Origin of the sequence: Klebsiella sp. P1954 (assembly GCF_018199955.1) — a bacterium.
Lineage (GTDB): Bacteria > Pseudomonadota > Gammaproteobacteria > Enterobacterales > Enterobacteriaceae > Klebsiella > Klebsiella pneumoniae.
The window spans coordinates 1,633,220-1,652,901 of the sequence record NZ_CP073373.1; the positions used below are offsets into that span (position 1 = coordinate 1,633,220).

Annotated in this window: 18 protein-coding genes, 1 tRNA gene and 1 pseudogene; 7 read left to right on the forward strand and 13 right to left on the reverse strand. The window is 53.9% G+C overall.

The genetic code is table 11. The features are described 5' to 3' along the window. Window positions 1–255: 255 nt before the first annotated feature. From dtpD to KB890_RS07975, 6 genes are all read right to left on the reverse strand, one after another. Window positions 256–1,731 carry a dipeptide permease DtpD gene (gene dtpD, locus KB890_RS07950; RefSeq protein ID WP_004151795.1) on the reverse strand — a complete coding sequence of 492 codons (1,476 nt, stop codon included), beginning with the start codon at window positions 1,729–1,731 and terminating at the stop codon, window positions 256–258. A gap of 59 nt (window positions 1,732–1,790) precedes the next feature. After that, the gene (cadA, locus tag KB890_RS07955) at window positions 1,791–3,938 is read right to left on the reverse strand and encodes a lysine decarboxylase CadA (RefSeq protein WP_002892486.1); all 2,148 of its coding nucleotides are present in this window, start codon (window positions 3,936–3,938) and stop codon (window positions 1,791–1,793) included. 82 nt (window positions 3,939–4,020) lie between these two features. Then, complete coding sequence (cadB, locus tag KB890_RS07960) at window positions 4,021–5,355, reverse strand: cadaverine/lysine antiporter (RefSeq protein WP_002892484.1); 1,335 nt, start codon at window positions 5,353–5,355, stop codon at window positions 4,021–4,023. 365 nt (window positions 5,356–5,720) lie between these two features. After that, complete coding sequence (gene cadC, locus KB890_RS07965) at window positions 5,721–7,289, reverse strand: lysine decarboxylation/transport transcriptional activator CadC (RefSeq protein ID WP_020324721.1); 1,569 nt, start codon at window positions 7,287–7,289, stop codon at window positions 5,721–5,723. A gap of 292 nt (window positions 7,290–7,581) precedes the next feature. Continuing rightward, window positions 7,582–7,854, reverse strand: coding sequence for a YdgH/BhsA/McbA family protein (locus KB890_RS07970; protein ID WP_002892402.1), 273 nt, complete (start codon window positions 7,852–7,854; stop codon window positions 7,582–7,584). Between the two features lie 100 nt (window positions 7,855–7,954). Beyond that, window positions 7,955–8,875, reverse strand: a complete 921-nt coding sequence (locus KB890_RS07975; protein ID WP_002892400.1) for a Kdo(2)-lipid IV(A) acyltransferase — start codon at window positions 8,873–8,875, stop codon at window positions 7,955–7,957. Between the two features lie 510 nt (window positions 8,876–9,385). Here KB890_RS07975 and KB890_RS07980 point away from each other — a divergent pair. Then, window positions 9,386–10,252: a GNAT family N-acetyltransferase gene (locus tag KB890_RS07980; protein ID WP_002892397.1), complete on the forward strand. Its 867-nt coding sequence runs from the start codon at window positions 9,386–9,388 to the stop codon at window positions 10,250–10,252. Window positions 10,253–10,324: 72 nt separating this feature from the next. On the opposite strand, the gene KB890_RS07985 is transcribed toward KB890_RS07980, so the two are convergent. Both KB890_RS07985 and KB890_RS07990 read right to left on the reverse strand, forming a co-directional pair. Then, window positions 10,325–11,629 (reverse strand): citrate synthase, encoded by a 1,305-nt coding sequence (locus tag KB890_RS07985; RefSeq protein ID WP_004178865.1) that lies wholly within the window; start codon window positions 11,627–11,629, stop codon window positions 10,325–10,327. A gap of 45 nt (window positions 11,630–11,674) precedes the next feature. Then, on the reverse strand, window positions 11,675–11,815 hold the full coding sequence (locus KB890_RS07990) for a hypothetical protein (RefSeq protein ID WP_020316410.1): 141 nt from the start codon (window positions 11,813–11,815) through the stop codon (window positions 11,675–11,677). Window positions 11,816–12,139: 324 nt separating this feature from the next. On the opposite strand from KB890_RS07990, the gene KB890_RS07995 reads away from it, so the two are divergent. After that, complete coding sequence (locus KB890_RS07995; RefSeq protein ID WP_002892370.1) at window positions 12,140–12,310, forward strand: hypothetical protein; 171 nt, start codon at window positions 12,140–12,142, stop codon at window positions 12,308–12,310. Between the two features lie 78 nt (window positions 12,311–12,388). On the opposite strand, the gene uraH is transcribed toward KB890_RS07995, so the two are convergent. Continuing rightward, complete coding sequence (gene uraH, locus KB890_RS08000) at window positions 12,389–12,790, reverse strand: hydroxyisourate hydrolase (protein WP_002892366.1); 402 nt, start codon at window positions 12,788–12,790, stop codon at window positions 12,389–12,391. Window positions 12,791–13,171: 381 nt separating this feature from the next. Between uraH and KB890_RS08005 the strand changes: the two genes are divergently transcribed. Continuing rightward, the gene (locus KB890_RS08005; protein WP_020324711.1) at window positions 13,172–13,711 is read left to right on the forward strand and encodes a hypothetical protein; all 540 of its coding nucleotides are present in this window, start codon (window positions 13,172–13,174) and stop codon (window positions 13,709–13,711) included. 702 nt (window positions 13,712–14,413) lie between these two features. Next, a complete protein-coding gene (locus KB890_RS08010) occupies window positions 14,414–15,445 on the forward strand; it encodes an IS630-like element ISEc33 family transposase (protein WP_031280730.1) in 1,032 nt (343 codons plus the stop codon). Window positions 15,446–15,450: 5 nt separating this feature from the next. On the opposite strand, the gene KB890_RS08015 is transcribed toward KB890_RS08010, so the two are convergent. The 3 genes and pseudogenes from KB890_RS08015 to KB890_RS08020 form a co-directional block, all read right to left on the reverse strand. Continuing rightward, window positions 15,451–15,618 (reverse strand): hypothetical protein, encoded by a 168-nt coding sequence (locus tag KB890_RS08015; RefSeq protein ID WP_159224467.1) that lies wholly within the window; start codon window positions 15,616–15,618, stop codon window positions 15,451–15,453. Between the two features lie 233 nt (window positions 15,619–15,851). After that, window positions 15,852–15,929, reverse strand: a pseudogene (locus KB890_RS27560) (DUF4102 domain-containing protein); the annotation flags it as partial. A gap of 152 nt (window positions 15,930–16,081) precedes the next feature. Continuing rightward, window positions 16,082–16,158: transfer RNA gene (locus KB890_RS08020), tRNA-Arg, on the reverse strand. Window positions 16,159–16,497: 339 nt separating this feature from the next. On the opposite strand from KB890_RS08020, the gene folD reads away from it, so the two are divergent. Together folD and ybcJ are read left to right on the forward strand one after the other, a co-directional pair. Beyond that, the gene (folD, locus tag KB890_RS08025) at window positions 16,498–17,364 is read left to right on the forward strand and encodes a bifunctional methylenetetrahydrofolate dehydrogenase/methenyltetrahydrofolate cyclohydrolase FolD (RefSeq protein WP_004143017.1); all 867 of its coding nucleotides are present in this window, start codon (window positions 16,498–16,500) and stop codon (window positions 17,362–17,364) included. Window position 17,365: 1 nt separating this feature from the next. Then, window positions 17,366–17,578: a ribosome-associated protein YbcJ gene (ybcJ, locus tag KB890_RS08030; RefSeq protein WP_004143016.1), complete on the forward strand. Its 213-nt coding sequence runs from the start codon at window positions 17,366–17,368 to the stop codon at window positions 17,576–17,578. A 45-nt stretch (window positions 17,579–17,623) separates the two neighbouring features. Here the strand turns inward: ybcJ and cysS are convergent, their stop codons facing one another. Further along, window positions 17,624–19,009, reverse strand: coding sequence for a cysteine--tRNA ligase (gene cysS / locus KB890_RS08035; RefSeq protein ID WP_004143010.1), 1,386 nt, complete (start codon window positions 19,007–19,009; stop codon window positions 17,624–17,626). Between the two features lie 175 nt (window positions 19,010–19,184). Between cysS and ppiB the strand changes: the two genes are divergently transcribed. Continuing rightward, the gene (gene ppiB / locus KB890_RS08040) at window positions 19,185–19,679 is read left to right on the forward strand and encodes a peptidylprolyl isomerase B (RefSeq protein WP_004151319.1); all 495 of its coding nucleotides are present in this window, start codon (window positions 19,185–19,187) and stop codon (window positions 19,677–19,679) included. Window positions 19,680–19,682: the final 3 nt, after the last annotated feature.

The following is a 19,682-nucleotide window of genomic DNA, read 5'->3' on the forward strand; positions in this document are numbered from 1 at the left end:
TGGGAAGACACCAGAGCACAATCTTAACGATCCTGGATTCACTCCAAGCTGATCTCACTCAGCTATGGCTTCAGTAACGGTATTTTTTATCGTTGGCCTCCGCGCATGCCAGAATATCCTCCTCCTGTTCACTAAGCTGTGCAAGGAGCGACTTCGCGCTCCGCTGTTGAGGTAATGCCCCCGGTCGCGCTGCGCTTACCGGGGCTACGAATCGCGGCCCGGACAAAGTGTTTACGCCACGAGCCGGGACGAGCGTCAGGCGCCGCCGCCGGTAATTTCACCGGCAGCCGCACGACGTTTGCCGACGCTACAGGCCGCGGCAAAGGCGATAATGACCATCACCGCCACGCAGCCGAGGGTCCATTCGCCCATCTGCGCGAAGAAATGCTGATAGGCGGCAATCGCCGTATCGCTGATTTGCGATTCGGTGGTTTGCTGGGCGACCACGCCCGCCAGCCAGTTGGCCACCGCGCCGGTGGCCAGCATATAAATGCCGGTCAATACGCCGGTGACGCCGGGCATGTTCAGACGGGTGATTTGCGCCATCGCCACCGGGTCGATAAACAGTTCGGCAAAGCCCATCATCGCCAGCCCGGCGACCATCATGCCCATTGAGGCCTGACCGTCAGCCGCGCCATGGCGGGCATTGAGCGCCAGCAGCATAAAGCCGCCGCCCATCAGCAGCAGGCCGAAAGAAAATTTCAGCCAGACGCGCAGCACAGAACGCACGCTGCCTTCCGGGCGCATCAGCCACGCCAGCACCACGCCGGCCGCCATCACCGCTATCGCGTTAACTGACTGGAACAGCGCGGTCGGCACGTCCCAGTTCAGCAGACGACGATTGACGAAGTGGTCGATAAACAGGCTAATCGAGCTCCCGCCCTGCTGCGCCAGCACCCAGAACAGCGTTCCGGCGAGCATCAGCAGGACGATCTGCCACAGCGCGCGTCGATGCTCCGGGGCTTTGATCATGATCCGCGCCACCATCTGGGCAGCGAACAGGCAGACGATCGCCAGCAGATAGCCGGACCAGTTGTTTTGCAGCAGCAGCGTGAAAAATACCGGCGCCAGGCAGAGCATCACCAGCAGCCAGCCCCAGGTCGGCAGCACGAACTTCACCGCCCGCAGCGCCGGTTTATCGACGCCGCGGGTATGCCGGAAGTGGCGGCTGCCGCTTAAGAAAATCATCAGGCCGATAAACATACCGATCCCCGCAAGGGCGAAGCCGATATGCCAGCCGTACCACTGCGCCGCCAGTCCGCAGGCGATGGGCGCGGCAATCGAGCCGACGTTGCCGGCGGCGTACAGCAGCGAGAAACCGCCGTCGCGACGCGGGTCGTCGTGAGCGTACAGTTCGCCGAGCAGGCAGCTGATATTGGATTTAAACAGGCCGTAGCCGCAGATGATGATCGCCAGCGCGACGTACAAACTCCATGCGGAGGTCGACTCAACGCCCAGCACCACATGGCCGAGGGTCATCAACAGCGCCCCGGCAATTACCGCCGTGCGGTTGCCGAGCAGGCGGTCGGCAAGCCAGCCGCCGAGAATAGGGGTAACGTAAACCAGAGATGCGTAAGCGCTGAACAGGCTGATGGCGTGGCTGTCGTCGAAGCCAAGCTGGTGGGTAAGGTAAAGGATGAGTAAGGCGCGCATGCCGTAAAAGCTGAAGTACTCCCAGATCTGGATCGCAACGATGTAGTAAATCGCGCGCGGCTGTGAGGGTGTTTTCATGTGTTCTCCTTGCAGCGTGAAAAAGGGAAGTGGCAAGCCACTTCCCTGGTGTGCGTCTATTACTTGTTATTCTCTTCTTTCAGCACTTTAACGGTGTAACGACCATCCGCCTGACGATAGGCGCCGTGGATATCGGTTTCGAAGCCTGGATAGTGGGCGCCGATTTCGCACAGCATCTGCAGGAACTCCAGCACCGGACGGCTCTCTTCGGTGATCATCTCACCCGGCATCACCAGCGGCACTCCCGGAGGATACGGCAGGATCATGTTGGCGTTGACGCGGCCGACCATCTCTTCGAGATACACTTCTTCCGTCTGACCGTGCAGCTCTTTCTGGAACGCGGCATACGGGGTCATCACCATCGATGGCAGCACTTCAAACGCGCGGAACATCAGATCCGGCAGGTTGTGATGCTCAATCAGTTTGTGAATGTTCTGCGCGAGGTCCTGAATACGCATGTTTTCATAGAATTCAGGATCTTCACGGTACAGCGACGGCAGCATGTTTTTCACCCGCAGGTTCAGGTCGAACGCGCGTTTGAAGTCGGTCAGCGCACGCAGCAGGCTCAGCGCTTTAGTCTTATCGATACCGATACTGAACAGGAACAGCAGGTTGTACGGACCGGTTTTCTCTACCACGATGCCGTGTTCGTCGAGGTATTTCGCCACGATGCTTGCCGGAATACCGAAGTCATCCATGGTGCCGTCTTTCTTCATCCCCGGCGTCAGCAGCGTGACTTTGATCGGGTCGAGGTACATGTGTTCATTATCGATGTTTTTGAAACCGTGCCATGCGCTGTCGGAACGCAGCGGCCAGCATTCAGGACCATCGATATGCTCCGGCTGCCAGACGTCGAAGAACCAGCCGTCAGACTCGCCTTTCAGACGTTTGATCTCTTTACGGAACTTGATGGAACGTTCAATAGAGCCGTCGATCAGACGCTTACCAGCGTTCCCCTTCATCATCGCCGCCGCGGTTTCGGTGGAGGCCACGATCCCGTAGTGTGGAGAGGTGGTGGTGTGCATCATGTAGGCTTCGTTGAAGGTCTCTTCGTTAACGTCGCCTTTCACGTGGATCATCGACGCCTGGGAGAACGCCGCCAGCAGTTTGTGCGTGGACTGGGTTTCGTAAATCACTTTCCCTTCAACGCGGCCGCCGCTCATCCCGCATTTGCCTTCATAGATCGGCGAGAAGTTGGTGTAAGGGACCCATGCGGAGTCAAAGTGGATGGATTTCACATCCAGGGTTTTCTTGATGAAGTCGGTGTTATACAGCAGACCATCGTAAGTCGAGTTGGTGATAACCGCGTGTACCGGCCAGGTCGCGTTCGGCGTCTCTTTCACACGCTTGGCGATAGTCGCGTGCTGGAATTCGCTCTGCGGAATACCGCCGAGGATACCGTAGGCGTTACGGGTCGGACGGAAATAGATCGGCGTAATGTCGCTCATCATCATCAGGTGAGTCAGCGATTTGTGGCAGTTACGGTCAATCAGCACGGTGCTGCCGGCCGGCGCGGAGTACATGCCGACGATTTTGTTAGCGGTAGAAGTACCGTTGGTCACCATGTAGCTGCGTTCTGCGTTAAACACGCGAGCGATATACTCTTCCGCTTCTTTGTGCGGGCCGCTGTGGTCCAGCAGGGAACCCAGTTCAGAAACCGAAATGGAGATATCGGATTTCATGGTGTTGGAGCCAAAGAAATCGTAGAAGATGCTGCCTACCGGGCTTTTCTGGAACGCGGTACCGCCCATGTGGCCTGGGGTACAGAAGGTATATTTACCTTCACGGACATATTTGAACAGCGCTTTGGTCAGCGGCGGCAGAATGGTGTCGATGTATTCGTCAGTGTTCTGTTTGATTTTGTTCGCGATATCTTCCGCAGCGCCCAGCGCATATTCGAAGAAGCGAACCTGCATGCGCAGATCGTTCAGGCTAACGTCCAGAGTGGAGTAGGTGTTAGCGAACGCATACAGCGGCATGTACTCGTTCATTTTGCTGATTTCTTCGCACAGTTCGAGATTGTATTTATCCCAGTCGAAGATCACGCCGCACAGACGAGAGTTGTTTTCAATAAGTTTTAATAAGTCGTCACGGTCGTTCGGGTAGACAATACGGAAGTCCAGGCGTTCGAGAGCACGATGCAGTTCACGGATGGGTTCTTCTTTGAAGTAAACCCCCATGTGATTCATGATTGCAATAACGTTCATAGTCAAATCTCCAGATGTAGAAAGCCCCTCCCGTCGCGTGATGACAGGTGATGGAAGGAGCCTCAGGAAAACGGGTTACTGATTAGTGCGCGTTAGCGGTGGTGTTGTTATCCGATGCGTTGTTCTGGCGCTGGTGCATTTTGCGACCGTAGAACATCAGGATAATCAGGCTAACGATGAAGGTGCCGGCCAGTTCGAAGGAGCTTGCGCCCATCAGCGCGATGAAGCAGAACACGCAACCCAGTACCGAACAAATCAGGCTAACGAAGTTACGGATGTTGATGCCTTCGAAACGAATCAGGTCAACACAGGAGTAGAAGTAAGGCAGCATGGTCAGCAGTACCGCGATACCGGTCAGTTCGCCGAACAGGTCAGAGGCTTTACCACCGGCGGAGTTCATCAGGGTAATCAGCACCATCAGCGCGGTCATTTTCACTGCGGCCAGCAGCAGGCCTTTTTTCGGAATACCGTTGTTATCAACTTCGCCATACACTTTCGGGAAGTTACCGTCGTTGGCGGCACGCACACCGGCCTGGCCAACCAGCATCATCCACGAGCCCAGAGAAGTCAGGCAGGCAAAGGCGGTGAAAGCGGATACCATCGGTGCAGCCCAGCCGCCGAGGATGGTAGAGGCGCTAATTGCGAACGGCGCACCGGACGCGGCCATCTGAGAAGCAGGATACATACCGGCGATAACCTGAGTCGCGGCGATGTAGACGATACCGGCCATCGCAGTGCCCAGCATGGTAGCCAGCGGCACGGTACGTTTCGGGTTTTTCACCATCCCGGTACTCACGGCGGCGGATTCTACGCCAACGAAGGCCCACAGGCAGAGCAGGATACTTTTAATAACCGCGTGGCTATCGGTGGTGCTGGAGGTATTCCAGTTCGCCTGATAGGTAGCGACATCAAACCAGTGCCAGCCGACGACCGCGGTCATGACTACCGGAATAAGCACCAGTACCAGACCAATAGTGGTCAGACGGCTGACCCAGGTCCCGCCGAGCATATTAACGAAAGTAAAGATCCACACGATGGCAATACAGGCAATACCTGCTGGCACCGGGTTATTTAAAATTGGGAAGAACGTAGAGAGATAAGAAACTGCGGTAATCCCGATGGCCAGGTTACCAATCCAGTTTGCATGATAATAAAGGACACCGGTCTGGAAACCGAATGCCGGAGATATCTCGCCAGCGTAGGCAATAGGACCGCCCTGCTGCGGGTTTTTAGTGGCCAGTCGGGCATAAACATAAGCCAGAGACATCGCACCAATAATTGAAATCACCCAGCCCCAAATGGCAATACCACCGATGCTGGCCAGGTTCGCAGGTAATAATGCAATCCCGCTCCCCATCATATTACCGGCGACGACACCGGTACAGGCAAATAGCCCGATCTTCTTGGCAGAACTCATGGTTGTTTTTCTCCTAAGTTTATTTGGGAGGTACAGATCATGATACAGAACCATTAATTGACCCGACCAACTGCCAACAAGATTACTGATTTGTACGAGATAAGTCCTAAAGATAAAGTGATATAAAAACAAACATCAGACAAATGATATTTTGACCTTTTTCGCTTAACACATAAACATGACAACAGGGTGTCAGAAAAAGATAAACATCGTTGTATTACAGCAAGTTATAAGAAGCAGAGTGTGTTATCTGACTGTTATTTAAAGCCTCCTGAATGCTAAATAAAAATAACAACAAGAGGCTTCATGAGAAACATAAATTTAACCTCACCATGCCCAAAACCTTGCACATGATGAGGGTTTACTTATTCTGAAGAGAGAAAGTTGTCGAGATATGGAACGACTCGGTTAACCGACGTCTGGAAAACCCCATTTTCAATCCAGTACAGGGTATCTTCGCCAGGACGTAAATTAAACGCCGTGATGTAAGAATCGGCAGCCAGACGGTTCTCACCTTTCATCTCATAGACTTTGCCTAACAGCACATAATTTAGCCATGACATCTCTAAATCAATCGCACTATTAATTGCGGTATTTGCTTCGTCGACTTTGCCCTTCCCCAATGAATCCACCGCTTTTATTTGATAATAAATCGCCATGTCTTTTATACCCGGCATCGCCCCTACCCGCTCGACTTCACTGTAGAGGGCGGCCAGCTGTTTATCATCCAGCGGCTGTTGTGAATGGCGCAATACATCCACCAGCGTTTTTTCGGCATAGGCGTAAATAAAATCCGGCGCCCGCTTAATCACATCATCCAGCAGGCTACTGGCCTTACTTAATGAATCGACGTCGCCCTTCATTAACAGCTGATGCGACTGGTAGAAATAGGTTAACGCCACGCTTTGCGAGGGCTGATATTGCCTGAGCATCGCCTGCATTCGCGCCGGCCACGGCTGCGCCAGGGCATCCGACAGGCTGTTCATCAGATCGTTCTGGATGGTCAGCTGGTTATCGTTGGTCACAAAGTAGCGCTTATCCAGCATCGTCGAGCTGTCGGCGTTGTCCACCAGCTGGACCGACATAAAGCACTGCTGCGCCCGATAATGGCGCTGATTAACGAACTCAATGGTCAGCGTTTTGCCGGAACTGCTTGGTTCATTGATGTTGTAGTCCGTTTTGTCATGCACCATAAAGGTCGAGAAGGTGTTCAGCGAGGTGGTGATCAGGCTGGCCAGTCCTACGGCGTAGGAGTGCTGCGACGACCAGTTAGCGCAGGAGTTGCCATTCACCAGGTGGATATCGATATCGCGCGGATTGAGCAGCAGACGCGCCTTGTTGACCGGCGGCCGCGATTCCATGCTCGACAGCGCCACCAGCGCCACGCAGGTGCCCAGCGCCAACAGGAACAGCCCCCACACCAGGGCGGTAGTGAGGCGCTTGCGGCCTGACGGCGCGCTGGCCATGGTAGGAGCCGGTGGCGGCGCGGCGGCATCAGGGAGAGGGACAGAGACGTCGGATGGCGCACCGGCGGCCGGCGGCGCAGGAACAGCGGTCGACGGCGAAGGCGTCAGCGCCTCCATCGACGGGGCTAGCTCCTCCCCCTCTTCGGTGCACCAGATCACCGGCACCGTGAGCTTATACCCCCGTTTGGGTACCGTCGCGATGTACTCAAGGCTAACGTCGTCGCCGTCTTTGAGCGACTTGCGCAGTTCAGAAATACTCTGCGTGACGACGTGGCTGGTCACAACGTTCCGGGTCCAGACGTTTTCGATAAGCTCGTCCCGGCTAAGCACTTCCCCCGGATGGCGGGCAAAAAAGACCAGAAGATCGATTAAACGCGGTTCAAGGGTAAGCTGGCGCCCCTTCCTGCTGATTTGGTTTACAGAGGGGGTTACCAGCCATTCACCGACGCGAACAACAGGTTGTAGCATACAAGAAAGCCCCAGACAAAAAGGGAAAGGCGCGATGATAACACATTTGTCCTACCTATTTTTGCCAGGGGTCACTCCCTCAGGCATTAGGTCAGAATTGGCTCTTTATTAACAATAAAAAGCAATAATTCATTAACATCGTGATCATGAAATCTATATATAGCGATAAAAACGCATTTCCGCTGCCGCTATTGCCTAAGGCAATTCCGATAGCAGAAAAAAATAAGCCCGGAGGCTTAACGCGCTCCAGGCTCAATGCGTTGCGCGCCGATACGGCACGCTTTAAAAAAGGTTATTTATACACTTCCGCTGTGGCTTCAAAGTTAGGGCCATGCTCACGCGCAGCGGTGATCACGTAGTACTTTCCGCCTTTCTCATCGGCCAGCTTGGAGAGCTGATCGTGCAGATCGGAAGGCGAAGAGAATTCGCCACCGGACGGCCCCACCGAGATCGGCCCGACTTTGGTCAGTTTGAAGTGTTTCACTTCTTCTTTGGTAATCAACTGCGCGGCGGAGGCGCCAAATGCAACGGCGGAAAGGGCTAACGCGACTATCACTTTTTTCATCCTGCAATCTCCTTGGAATTAGCCTTCAGTCAGGCCCTTTCAGTATAGACGGCGATTTACTGAGCGTGCTACCGATGCGCTTATTTTTTGGCCGAGGCGTTCAGTAACGCGGCGGTACTCCTTCCGGGCGGGTCTTAAAGCGCCGGTGCAGCCACATGTATTGCTCGGGCGCCATCAGGATGCACTGTTCGATAATCTGATTCATCCAGGCCGCCGTAACCTCGGCGCTCGCCAGCGGCGGCGTGCGCTCCGGCGTCAGGGAGATCAATTCATACCCCATGCCGTTGGGCTTGCGCCGCGGAACAAACGGCACAATCGTCGCCCCGGACATTTTCGCCAGCATCCAGGTACCGGTGGTGGTCGCCGCCTGTTCGACGGCAAACAGCGGGGCGAAGACGCTGCTGGCCGGACCGTAGTCATGATCCGGCGCGTACCAGAGAATTTCCCCCTCTTTTAGCGCCCTGACCATCCCTTTCAGATTTTTTCGATCCAACATGGTCTTGTTAGAGCGCAAGCGTCCCCAGGTTTGCAGCCAGTCAATCAGCGGGTTATCGTTAGGACGGTAGACGCCAATGCCTGGGGTAAACATGCCGTACATTCGCGCACCCATTTCGAGGGTCAGAAAATGGATACCGATCAGTAAAATGCCCTGCTTTTCTTCCAGAAGCTCCACCACCTCGTTAACGCCACTGGTCTCGGTCCAGCGCGCTACCCGGTGCGTCGGCCAGAACCAGGCCATGCCGGTCTCCATCAGCCCCATGCCCAGCGATTCAAAGTTTTTCACCAGCAGCGCCTCGCGGTCGGCGGCGCTCATCTCGGGAAAGCAGAGTTCGAGATTACGTCTGGCAATCCGCGCGCGGCTTTTCATCACCCGCATTGCCAGCCGCCCAAGCGCCGTTCCCAGACGGTAGATCACCGGATACGGTAATTGCACCAGCAGCCACAAAAAGCCAATTCCCAGCCACAACAGCCAGTAACGCGGGTGCAACAGCGCGCGGGAAAATTTGGGTAAATTTGACATAGTAATCCTGTTAATTCACTCAATAATAGCTGAGCAAAAACCGCGAAATAAAGTAGCGGATCCTGCACGTAGTATTTTTCCAATTCGTGCGGTAATACTCAATCACAAAGCGCGTTATTATAAGCCGATTCCAGGATAAATTCAGCCCTTACGCTGGGGACTACTCTATTATTAGACGCAACGCGTAAAATTTCCTGTTTAATGCATAAATAAATAAACCTAACCTCTACGGCTCGGCCGATTGTCGATAAAATAGCCAGTACATTTGCCTCAGCCTCTCGACCAATACCTCTTTTACTCACGCTTTATTATGGCGATAGCGAACGCAAACAGTCCGTTTCGCCCGGTTTGACACGGCCAGCATGCGGTTATTTGTGACTGGGGCAAAGGTTAAGCATCGACATTGCGGATCCTTTTCCCAGATATGCTACGTTTACAGCGCTCATTCGACGCAAGTGCCTTTGCCGACGTCGCCGCTTTCAGAAGCCATAGTGAGAAGGAACTATGACAATGAATTATCAATTAGTGAAGCAAGTCAGAGAAAATAACCCATTAAGAAAAAGCTTCATTGACCTTGCCGTTAAGACTTTTGACCTGTCTTTTGAAGAGTGGTATCAGCAAGGTTACTGGACCGATGCCTATATCCCCTATGCTTTTGTCGAACGCAATAAAGTTATCGCTAACGCTTCGGCCAACATCATCGACCTGCGCTGGCAGGGCGAGCCCCGGCGTTATATTCAGATTGGCACCGTGATGACCGAGCCGGACCACCGTAATAAGGGATTAGCCGGCCAGCTTATCCATCACATCCTGCAGGACTGGCAGCAGGAGGCGGACGCCTTCTTTTTATTCGCCAATCCCACCACGGTGGATTTTTACCCCAAATTTGGCTTTACCCGCAGCGAAGAGTATCAATATATTATGCCGGTCTCCCCGCGAGCCGGTGATTTTCGTAAACTGGATATGGACAGCCCTGACGATGTCGCCCTGCTCCGCCATTACTATGAAAAATCCAACCCGTTCTCACCGCTGCGGGTGGAGCATAACTTTGGCCTGCTGATGTTTTACTGCTCAGCCTTTATGAAGCATTTTGTCTATTACTCGGCAAAAAATGAGGCGGTGGTCATCGCCATGCAAAACGGTCCGGTGCTGATCTGCTTTGATCTGTTCTGCGACGTGGGCAAGAGCCTGTCGACGCTGGTCAACGAACTGGCCGATGACCACGTTTACCAGGCCATCCTCGGTTTTACCCCCAGTGAAGACCGGCTCGGCGAGTATGAGAAGATAGAGGGAGAAGATATCCTCTTCGTCTATGACCAGAAGGAAAACCTGTTTAAAGACAGGAAGTTGATGTTTCCTTTACTGGCGCATGCCTGACGGCGCCGCGCCGCCAGGCAGATCAGTTATAAGTCACCACGAAGGTCGCGCTGGCGTTCGCTTCGCCCGCAGTCACTGCGGGCCCGTTGACCGCTCGCCGCGTCGGGAGACGTAATCCCGATAGCCCTCGCCAACGTAAATCTGCCGTGGCCGGTAGATGGTCAGCGGCGCCTGGTGCATCTCGTTCCAGTGCGCCACCCAACCGACCGTCCGACCGACCGCGGTGACCACCGCAAACATCGACGAAGGCAGATTCATCGCTTTAAGGATCACCGCGGTATAGAAATCCACGCTTGGCGACAGGCCATTGTCCACAAAATAGGGGTCGGTCAGCGCCACGTCCTCAAGGGCCATCGCCACCTGCAGCAGGCGGTCAGACATGCCTACCTCCGCCAGCACCCGATGGCTGGTTTCACGCAGGATATCGGCGCGCGGGTCACGGTGACGGTAGCGCGAGTTGCCAAAACCCAGCCGGCGAAATGCCTGCGGATCGCGCTTCGCCTGGCGCAGAAACGCCGGAACCTGATCGACGCTTTCAATCTCCTCCAGCATTCGCATGCTCGATTCATTTGCTCCGCCATGCATCGGCCCCCACAGCGACGCCAGCCCGGCGGCGACGCAGGCGAATAAGTTCGCCCCGGAGGAGCCCGCCGCGCGCACCGTAGTGGTCGAGGCGCACTGCCCGTGATCGGCATGCAGCACCAGGATCTGGTTCATCGCCTGCTCGATAACCGGATTGAGAACGTATTTTTCCGCCGGGATAGCAAACAGCATCTGCAGGAAATTACCGGCATAGGAGAGATCGTTGCGCGGATACGCTGCGGGTTGCTCAATGGTGTACTTGTAGCTCATGGCGGCGATAGTGGGCATTTTCGACAGCAGCCGGGTGGCGGCCAGCGCCCGGTGCTGCGGATTTTCCACGTCCAGGACGTCATGATAAAACGCCGCCAGCGCCCCCACCAGAGCGCACATCAGCGCCATCGGGTGCGAGTCGCGACGAAAGCCGCTGCACATGCGGGCTATCTGCTCATGGACCAGAGTATGGCGGGTGATGGTCTCGCGAAAGGTTTGATAGCTGGCCTCATCCGGCGCGTCACCGTTCAGCATGATGTAGGCCACTTCGAGAAAATCGCACTGGCGAGCCAGCTGATCCACCGGATAGCCGCGGTGCAATAGCACGCTGTTTTCCGTATCGATCCACGAGATCGCCGACTGGCATCCGGCGGTATTGGCGAAGCCGGGGTCATAGCTGCAGAATCCGGACTGATTTAGCCCGCGCATGTCGACTCCCACCGGCCCCCGCGTTCCCGGCACCTGCGGCAGGGCGATGGGCGGTTGTTGCCCGGCAAAAGAAAGCGTTAACGGTGTAGTGCTCATCCTGTTAGTCCCCCAGCAAGCTTATCAGCGACCTGAAGTCATTCTTCAGGCGGAAAGACCAACATAACCAATGTGATGCAGCTTATTCATTGATGTCATCACTATAACCCTGGCAAAGAGGATATTTTGCTGGCCTTCACGGGGAAACAGGCCGTCTTTCCCCAGCCCACCGCCGGATAGCGGCACAAATCGCCAAGGATAAAGGCGATCATCGCTGTCAAAATTTACGCTGAGTAAAGAAAGGATAAAGAAGAGCTACCATGAATTTTGTGCTGTCGATGACTCTTATCTGCATCGCCATCGCCTGGCTGATGATGAGCCTCCTGCCGGTGTAGATGCACCGCTAACCGCCACGCCAGTGGTCTGGATAACCCCTCCTTCAATTGATTTCCGCCGTGGTCTTCGCCTCTGAGGTTTCACAAGAGCCATATAAGAAGTACTGGTTGCATATCAGGCTGTTGCGTTTTCCCGCCGAGGGGTAGGCTAAAGGCCCACTGTTAAGGAGGTGATATGTCTGGACTTATTAATCCACATGCGGCCCCGGAAGAAGCAGCCTATGCGCTGCTGATTGAGCTCGTTCGCGCCCAGCGCGTGCCGCAATATGAAGGCGAAATTTCCGGCCTGCTGGCGATGTACGACGAAGCCGTTAAACACTTTAAAGAGAAAGAGACCGAGCGTTAGGCGTGGACATCGTGGTGCGAGGAAAGCGTGACGCCTGCGGGAGAGGCGCAGGCGTTGGCTGGATAGCGGCTTGGGTCATCAGCTGCCGCGGTAGGTAGAGTATCCGTACTGACTGAGCAGCAGCGGGATATGCAGTTTTTGATTTTGCTTTGTGACATTGAAAATAACCGGAATCACCGGGAAGAACGTATTCATATTTTGGCTTTTAAAATAGTCACCGGTTTTAAACGTCACTTTATACACCCCCGGCTCCATATTCTCCGCCTGCGGATAGAGCGATTTAATCCGCCCATCGGCATCCGTTTTACCGGTGGCGATATGCTGCCAGCTCTCCCCCTGCTGTTTATCCAGCTCAATCTGCACCCCCGGTGAAGGGAGCCCGGTTTGCTGATTAAGAATGTGTACGCTGAGCGTCCCCTCTGGCGCCGCCAGCGCGCTGAAGCTGAGCAGAGAAATTACGGAGGCGATAACTAATTTCATAATCGTGACCTTATTGGGCAAGTGAAAGTGCCCTAACTATAGTCAGCACGGCGGGGAAAAAAATTAAACTTTTTGTTATCAGATTGCGGTTATTTGGCGGGGAATGGTACAACTGGGTGTACTCTGAAACAGGCTGCAAGCGGCCTCCTGCGCATAGAAGTCGGCTAACAGATATGGTTTGCGAAGCCACTTTTCATCTTGAAAAGTAGATTTTTTGCGGATGGCGGGTAACGAACGCCCGAGACCCACCGCTGATATTTATACCGTTAGACGCTCGTTGTCAGAAGAGGGAATGATTGTATATAGACTTTGGATAAATGTTTGACCAGGATGGGAGCATAGCTTGTCACTGATGCGCTCAATTTTACAAGGAATAAACCGATGCCATTACCCGAACGTCTGCAACCAGCCAAAGTAAACCGCCAGAAACTGAAACAGCTAGCGGACATGGCCGAAGAGATACTGGCGCAAATTGATAACGGGGCTAAGGAAGAGGATACCGGGTTGAAAATGTTGATAAATGACTGGAATAGCCAGGTTATTAACCCGTATGCATTCTCTGATTTCCGGGATTTCTCTTCATGGACCAGTGCAAAAGACTTCACCGGGATGGCGTTTAATCAAGAAAAATACGTGGCGGATTTATCCTGGGATGAGCTGATTCAGATCATCCAGTTTGTGTGTCAGGCCGAAGGTAAGGAATCTGAACAAAGCTACGCGCTGGGACTGCTTGAGAAAAACTTTGATGCCAATCCATCCGACCTCATCTACTGGCCTAATGAATGGTTTCAGGATAAAGACATGCTTCATGTCGATTTAACGCCTGAAGAAATCGCCGGATACCTGATGGCAAAATCTGGCCGGCGGCTAAGCGATGCGCCGCAAATCGAGCTGAAGTATCCTATCCCTTCAAATATTTAAGGTGTATTATCCTGCCCGCAAAATGTGAGTACGGGCCCTGCTCCAGTGAGGAGTCTACCAGGTATATAGCCTGCGGATATTCAACGTAATGCGCGACTATTATGAATAATTCAGAGTAACGAACCATGCATAATTTGCGTTATGTCCGACACCCTTCAGAAGCCAGCGATAGTGTAAGTATCACTGCAAAAAGCAGGGCGAGGCTAAACGTTGTCTTGCAATAGGTAGACCAGGCGATCAACTACTGATGAATCCGTTTAACGCTCCGCCAGGCACCAACTCAATGAATGCCAAGTCATCGACAGCATGCACATCTTTGCTGATGAGTTACCACTTAATAACCCCCTGAGTGCTATCCAGGATTGATAGCGGAAATTAGAGGATAAAAGTACATAGCTGCAAAGGTGTTCGAGTTAGTCGGTTACGTCGTGCTCATGAAGCTATTTTGGGTAATTTGGATGTTGCTATTACCGCGGATGCGGAAAGTATTTCTCCATTTTCACGAACTCTGGTTCAACCCATTTAGGCCCCTTCACTACTTGACCATTCTCACCAGTCATCAAAATTCCGGCCTGATATAATCGGTCAAACGACTCGATTAAATAGCTGCGCGGAATAGTAGATCACTGAAAGGGAACTCAGCCCGGATTGTGCGATCTGATCAATCGCCAAACCAACCAAAACCACCAACCGGACTGAGCGATGCCGATCATAGCACCAATACCCCGTGGCGAACGACGCCTGATGCAGAAAGCTATTCATAAAACGCGCGATAAAAATCATGCCCGCAGACTCACGGCCATGCTGATGCTTCATCGGGGTGAACGGGTCAGCGATGTTGCCAGAACTCTCTGTTGTGCCCGTTCATCCGTTGGTCGCTGGATTAACTGGTTTACGCACTCAGGTATTGAAGGCCTGAAATCCTTACCCGCAGGGCGCTCCCGACGCTGGCCTTTTGAACATATCTGCACCCTGTTACGTGAGCTGATAAAGCATTCTCCCGGCGATTTTGGTTATCAACGTTCACGCTGGAGCACCGAATTACTGGCAATAAAAATCAACGAGATAACCGGTTGCCAGTTACATGCAGCAACCGTTCGCCGCTGGTTGCCATCTGCGGGGCTTGTATGGCGCAGGGCCGCGCCAACTCTGCGTATCCGTGACCCACATAAAGATGAAAAGATGGCGGTAATCCACAAAGCGCTGGATGAATGCAGCGCAGAGCATCCGGTATTTTATGAAGATGAAGTGGATATCCACCTTAATCCTAAAATCGGTGCGGACTGGCAGTTGCGCGGACAGCAGAAACGGGTAGTGACTCCGGGGCAGAACGAAAAATACTATCTGGCCGGCGCACTGCACAGTGGCACGGGTAAAGTTAGCTACGTGGGCGGCAACAGCAAAAGTTCAGCGCTGTTTATCGCTCTGCTGAAGCACCTGAAAGCCACTTACCGGCGGGCGAAAACAATCACGCTGATCGTTGATAACTACATTATCCATAAAAGCCGCGAAACACAGCGCTGGTTGAAAGCAAATCCCAAGTTCAGGGTAATTTACCAGCCGGTTTACTCGCCGTGGGTGAATCATGTGGAACGGCTATGGCAGGCACTTCATGACACGATAACCCGTAATCATCAGTGCCGCTCAATGTGGCAGTTACTGAAAAAGGTCCGCCATTTTATGGAAACCGCCAGCCCATTCCCCGGAGGAAAACATGGTCAGGTAAAAGTGTAGCGGTATTAGGCGCAGCTATTTAATTCCGCATTTGTGATGTGCTCTGTTCGCCCCCTGATGATTAATGGGTCTAATCTGTACAAAGGAATCTTGTACGCAAGCGCGGTTAGCAGGTCATCAATAGACTCATCACGAAGCATTGCCTTAAATCTTTCAAGTTCAATATCTGACATGTGAAATCAGGCTCCTGTTCCTTCAATATAACGAAGGAGTATTCATATATTACCCAAGCCTTAATATTTTTGAGGAGGGCTCCTGACAGCAACTGTATCCTACCACAGCCGCCATGCTTAGCGCTCGCTGATTATCGGTCTGAAAACATGATGCGGGTAATGAAGTGCCCCTGCTGTTACGTGTCGTTGGCTGACAATAATGCATTCCAACTCACGCGCATCAAACGGTGCTAAAGGCCACCGCCATCAGACAGCTTATAGGGTTTGTCCTTAGTTTTAGATATATCGACCTGGCGGGCTGCGAGCTTCACCTGGGGTATCTCCTTTCATTGAACAGGAATCTCCCTCCACATGAATGTGGATTTCAATGAATCATAGAAGACATTGAGGTAATGGAATATTTGAAAATGCCGCGTATATACTGGGTTGAGTAGACTTCAGAGGACGCTAAGAGAAGTGAGTATGGCACGCCCTACAGGATTCGAACCTGTGACCTACGGCTTAGAAGGCCGTTGCTCTATCCAGCTGAGCTAAGGGCGCCCTGAGAAGCAAGTGCTTCGCGGAGTGAAACGCGTGGAATTATACGGTCCACGTCGGTCGAGTCAATCCATTTTGCCAGGAAACTGCGGGGCTTATACGACGCTGGCGAAATATCCCCCACCAACTGTACAAGAAGCATACCGCCGGGGCTAATGCGCGCGTAAATCGACTCAGTGGCCAGGCGCAACGCACCAATAACCATGTAATAACCATGGTCATAACAGGCTAAATTAGCCTCAGACAGGATAAAACAGCAAACGAGGACTGACAGCGAGGCCCGCTTCTGACAAAATATCCTCATCCCCCTTTCGTAAAGATACAGATGGAATCCTCTCTCTGATGGCAGCAAAAATTATTGACGGTAAAACGATTGCGCAGCAGGTACGCTCTGAGGTTGCGGAAAAAGTGAAGGCTCGCGTTGCGGCCGGAAAACGCGCCCCTGGGCTGGCCGTCGTGCTGGTCGGCAGCAACCCGGCCTCGCAGATTTATGTCGGCAGCAAGCGCAAAGCATGTGAAGAAGTGGGCTTCGTCTCCCGCTCTTACGATCTCCCGGAAACCACCAGCGAAGCCGAGCTGCTGGAGCTTATCGACACTCTGAATGCCGATAAGACCATCGACGGTATTCTGGTTCAGCTGCCCCTGCCGGCAGGGATCGATAACGTCAAAGTTCTCGAGCGCATCGCGCCGGATAAAGACGTCGACGGCTTCCATCCTTACAACGTTGGCCGCCTGTGCCAGCGCGCGCCGCGCCTGCGTCCGTGCACTCCGCGCGGTATCGTGACCTTGCTGGAACGCTACAATATCGACACCTACGGCCTCAATGCGGTGGTCATTGGCGCCTCCAATATCGTCGGTCGCCCGATGAGCATGGAGCTGCTGCTGGCCGGCTGCACCACCACCGTCACCCACCGCTTTACAAAAAACCTGCGCCATCATGTCGAAAACGCCGACCTGCTGATCGTCGCGGTGGGCAAACCGGGCTTTATTCCTGGCGAGTGGATTAAAGAAGGGGCGATTGTGGTCGATGTCGGCATCAACCGTCTGGAAAGCGGCAAAGTGGTCGGCGACGTGGTGTATGAAGATGCCGCCGAACGCGCGTCCTACATCACCCCGGTTCCCGGCGGCGTTGGCCCGATGACCGTCGCCACCCTGATCCAGAACACGCTGCAGGCGTGCGAAGAGTATCACGACGTTGAGGAGGCCTGAGATGGCGACATTTTCCTTAGGTAAACACCCGCACGTTGAGCTGTGCGATCTGCTGAAGCTGGAAGGCTGGAGCGAAAGCGGCGCCCAGGCGAAGATCGCCATCGCCGACGGGCTGGTAAAAGTCGACGGCGCGGTGGAAACCCGCAAACGCTGCAAAATCGTCGCTGGTCAGACGGTGAGCTTTGAAGGCCAGAGCGTGACCGTCACGGCCTGACAACGAAAATAAAAACGCCCGCTTTTGCGGGCGTTTTTTTATGGCTTACTTCCGGCGCCAGGTGGTGCCCTGCGGGCCATCTTCCAGCACAATGCCCATCTCGTTGAGACGGTCGCGCGCCGCATCCGCCGCCGCCCAGTCTTTCGCTTTGCGCGCGTCCAGACGCTGCTGGATGAGCGATTCGATCTCCGCCACTTCCGCGTCATCAACCTGCGCGCCGCTCTGCAGGAACGCCTCCGGCTCCTGCTCCAGCAGACCCAGTACCGCAGCAAGCTTACGCAGGTGGGCCGCCATGGCGTTCGCCGCGGCCGCGTCCTCGGTTTTCAGACGGTTCACTTCACGCGCCATATCGAACAGCACCGAGTAGGCTTCCGGGGTGTTGAAGTCGTCGTCCATCGCCTCGATAAAGCGTGCTTCGAAGGCTTCGCCACCCGCCGCATCGACGGATTTGTCCGTCCCGCGCAGCGCGGTGTACAGACGCTCCAGCGCCGAACGCGCCTGCTTGAGGTTCTCTTCGCTGTAGTTCAGCTGGCTGCGATAGTGGCCGGACATCAGGAAGTAGCGAATCGTCTCCGCATCGTAATACTTCAGCACGTCGCGGACGGTAAAGAAATTACCCAGCGATTTCGACATCTTCTCGCGGTCAACCATCACCATGCCGGAGTGCATCCAGTAGTTGACGTATTCGCCGTCGTGGGCGCAGGTGGACTGGGCGATTTCGTTTTCATGGTGCGGGAACATCAGATCCGAACCGCCGCCGTGAATATCGAAGTGGTTGCCAAGCTGCTTGCAGTTCATCGCCGAGCACTCGATATGCCAGCCCGGACGGCCCGCGCCCCATGGCGACGGCCAGCTCGGCTCGCCCTCTTTCGACATTTTCCACAGGACGAAGTCCATCGGGTTACGCTTGACGTCAACCACGTCGACGCGCGCCCCCGCCTGCAGTTGATCGAGATCCTGACGTGACAGCAAACCGTAGTTCGGGTCCGTCGGCACGTCGAACATCACGTCGCCGTTATCTGCCACGTAAGCATGGCCTTTGGCGATCAGCTGCTCGGTGATCTCAATGATCTCCGCAATATGGTGCGTTGCGCGCGGCTCGCTGTCGGGACGCAGAATATTCAGCGCGTCAAAATCTTTGTGCATTTCGGCAATCATGCGATCGACCAGCGCGACAAAGCTTTCGCCGTTTTCATTAGCGCGCTTAATGATTTTGTCGTCGATATCGGTGATATTGCGCACGTACTTCAGCTTATAGCCGAGAAAACGCAGATAGCGCGCCACGACGTCAAAGGAGACGAAGGTACGTCCATGGCCGATATGACAGAGATCGTAAACGGTAATACCACACACGTACATGCCGACTTCCCCGGCATGGATAGGTTTAAATTCCTCTTTCTGGCGCGTCAGTGTATTAAAAATTTTTAACATCGAAGATTCCGTGTAGACGTGTGTGGGTAATGAAGTCTCTATAATACCCATAATTCAGACCGGACGCAGCACACATTGCAAGGTGCATCGACCCCCGCGGTTATGCTATAACACCCCCCTATATCTCACCCGACACCGGGTGCTGGCACCACACTCATCGGAACAGGATGCAAAAATGGTTACTTTCCACACCAATCATGGCGATATCGTAATCAAAACGTTTGACGACAAAGCGCCGGAAACAGTTAAAAACTTCCTGGACTACTGCCGCGAAGGTTTCTACGACAACACCATTTTCCACCGTGTTATCAACGGCTTCATGATTCAGGGCGGCGGTTTTGAACCTGGCATGAAACAAAAAGCGACCAAATCTCCGATTCAGAACGAAGCGAACAACGGTCTGAAAAACACCCGCGGCACGCTGGCGATGGCCCGTACTCAGGCGCCGCACTCTGCCACCGCGCAGTTCTTCATCAACGTGGTTGACAACGACTTCCTGAACTTCTCCGGCGAAAGCCTGCAGGGTTGGGGCTACTGCGTCTTCGCGGAAGTGGTTGAAGGCATGGACGTGGTCGACAAAATCAAAGCGGTTGCCACCGGCCGCAGCGGCATGCACCAGGATGTGCCGAAAGATGATGTGATCATCAAAAGCGTCACCGTCAGCGAGTAATTC

What these genes read in the sequence shown, in the direction of transcription:
- dtpD (WP_004151795.1), bottom strand. Translation starts at nt 1,731, where the DNA reads ATGAAAACACCCTCACAGCCGCGCGCGATTTACTACATCGTTGCGATC.
- cadA (WP_002892486.1), bottom strand. Translation starts at nt 3,938, where the DNA reads ATGAACGTTATTGCAATCATGAATCACATGGGGGTTTACTTCAAAGAA.
- cadB (WP_002892484.1), bottom strand. Translation starts at nt 5,355, where the DNA reads ATGAGTTCTGCCAAGAAGATCGGGCTATTTGCCTGTACCGGTGTCGTC.
- cadC (WP_020324721.1), bottom strand. Translation starts at nt 7,289, where the DNA reads ATGCTACAACCTGTTGTTCGCGTCGGTGAATGGCTGGTAACCCCCTCT.
- KB890_RS07970 (WP_002892402.1), bottom strand. Translation starts at nt 7,854, where the DNA reads ATGAAAAAAGTGATAGTCGCGTTAGCCCTTTCCGCCGTTGCATTTGGC.
- KB890_RS07975 (WP_002892400.1), bottom strand. Translation starts at nt 8,875, where the DNA reads ATGTCAAATTTACCCAAATTTTCCCGCGCGCTGTTGCACCCGCGTTAC.
- KB890_RS07980 (WP_002892397.1), top strand. Translation starts at nt 9,386, where the DNA reads ATGAATTATCAATTAGTGAAGCAAGTCAGAGAAAATAACCCATTAAGA.
- KB890_RS07985 (WP_004178865.1), bottom strand. Translation starts at nt 11,629, where the DNA reads ATGAGCACTACACCGTTAACGCTTTCTTTTGCCGGGCAACAACCGCCC.
- KB890_RS07995 (WP_002892370.1), top strand. Translation starts at nt 12,140, where the DNA reads ATGTCTGGACTTATTAATCCACATGCGGCCCCGGAAGAAGCAGCCTAT.
- uraH (WP_002892366.1), bottom strand. Translation starts at nt 12,790, where the DNA reads ATGAAATTAGTTATCGCCTCCGTAATTTCTCTGCTCAGCTTCAGCGCG.
- KB890_RS08005 (WP_020324711.1), top strand. Translation starts at nt 13,172, where the DNA reads ATGCCATTACCCGAACGTCTGCAACCAGCCAAAGTAAACCGCCAGAAA.
- KB890_RS08010 (WP_031280730.1), top strand. Translation starts at nt 14,414, where the DNA reads ATGCCGATCATAGCACCAATACCCCGTGGCGAACGACGCCTGATGCAG.
- KB890_RS08015 (WP_159224467.1), bottom strand. Translation starts at nt 15,618, where the DNA reads ATGTCAGATATTGAACTTGAAAGATTTAAGGCAATGCTTCGTGATGAG.
- folD (WP_004143017.1), top strand. Translation starts at nt 16,498, where the DNA reads ATGGCAGCAAAAATTATTGACGGTAAAACGATTGCGCAGCAGGTACGC.
- ybcJ (WP_004143016.1), top strand. Translation starts at nt 17,366, where the DNA reads ATGGCGACATTTTCCTTAGGTAAACACCCGCACGTTGAGCTGTGCGAT.
- cysS (WP_004143010.1), bottom strand. Translation starts at nt 19,009, where the DNA reads ATGTTAAAAATTTTTAATACACTGACGCGCCAGAAAGAGGAATTTAAA.
- ppiB (WP_004151319.1), top strand. Translation starts at nt 19,185, where the DNA reads ATGGTTACTTTCCACACCAATCATGGCGATATCGTAATCAAAACGTTT.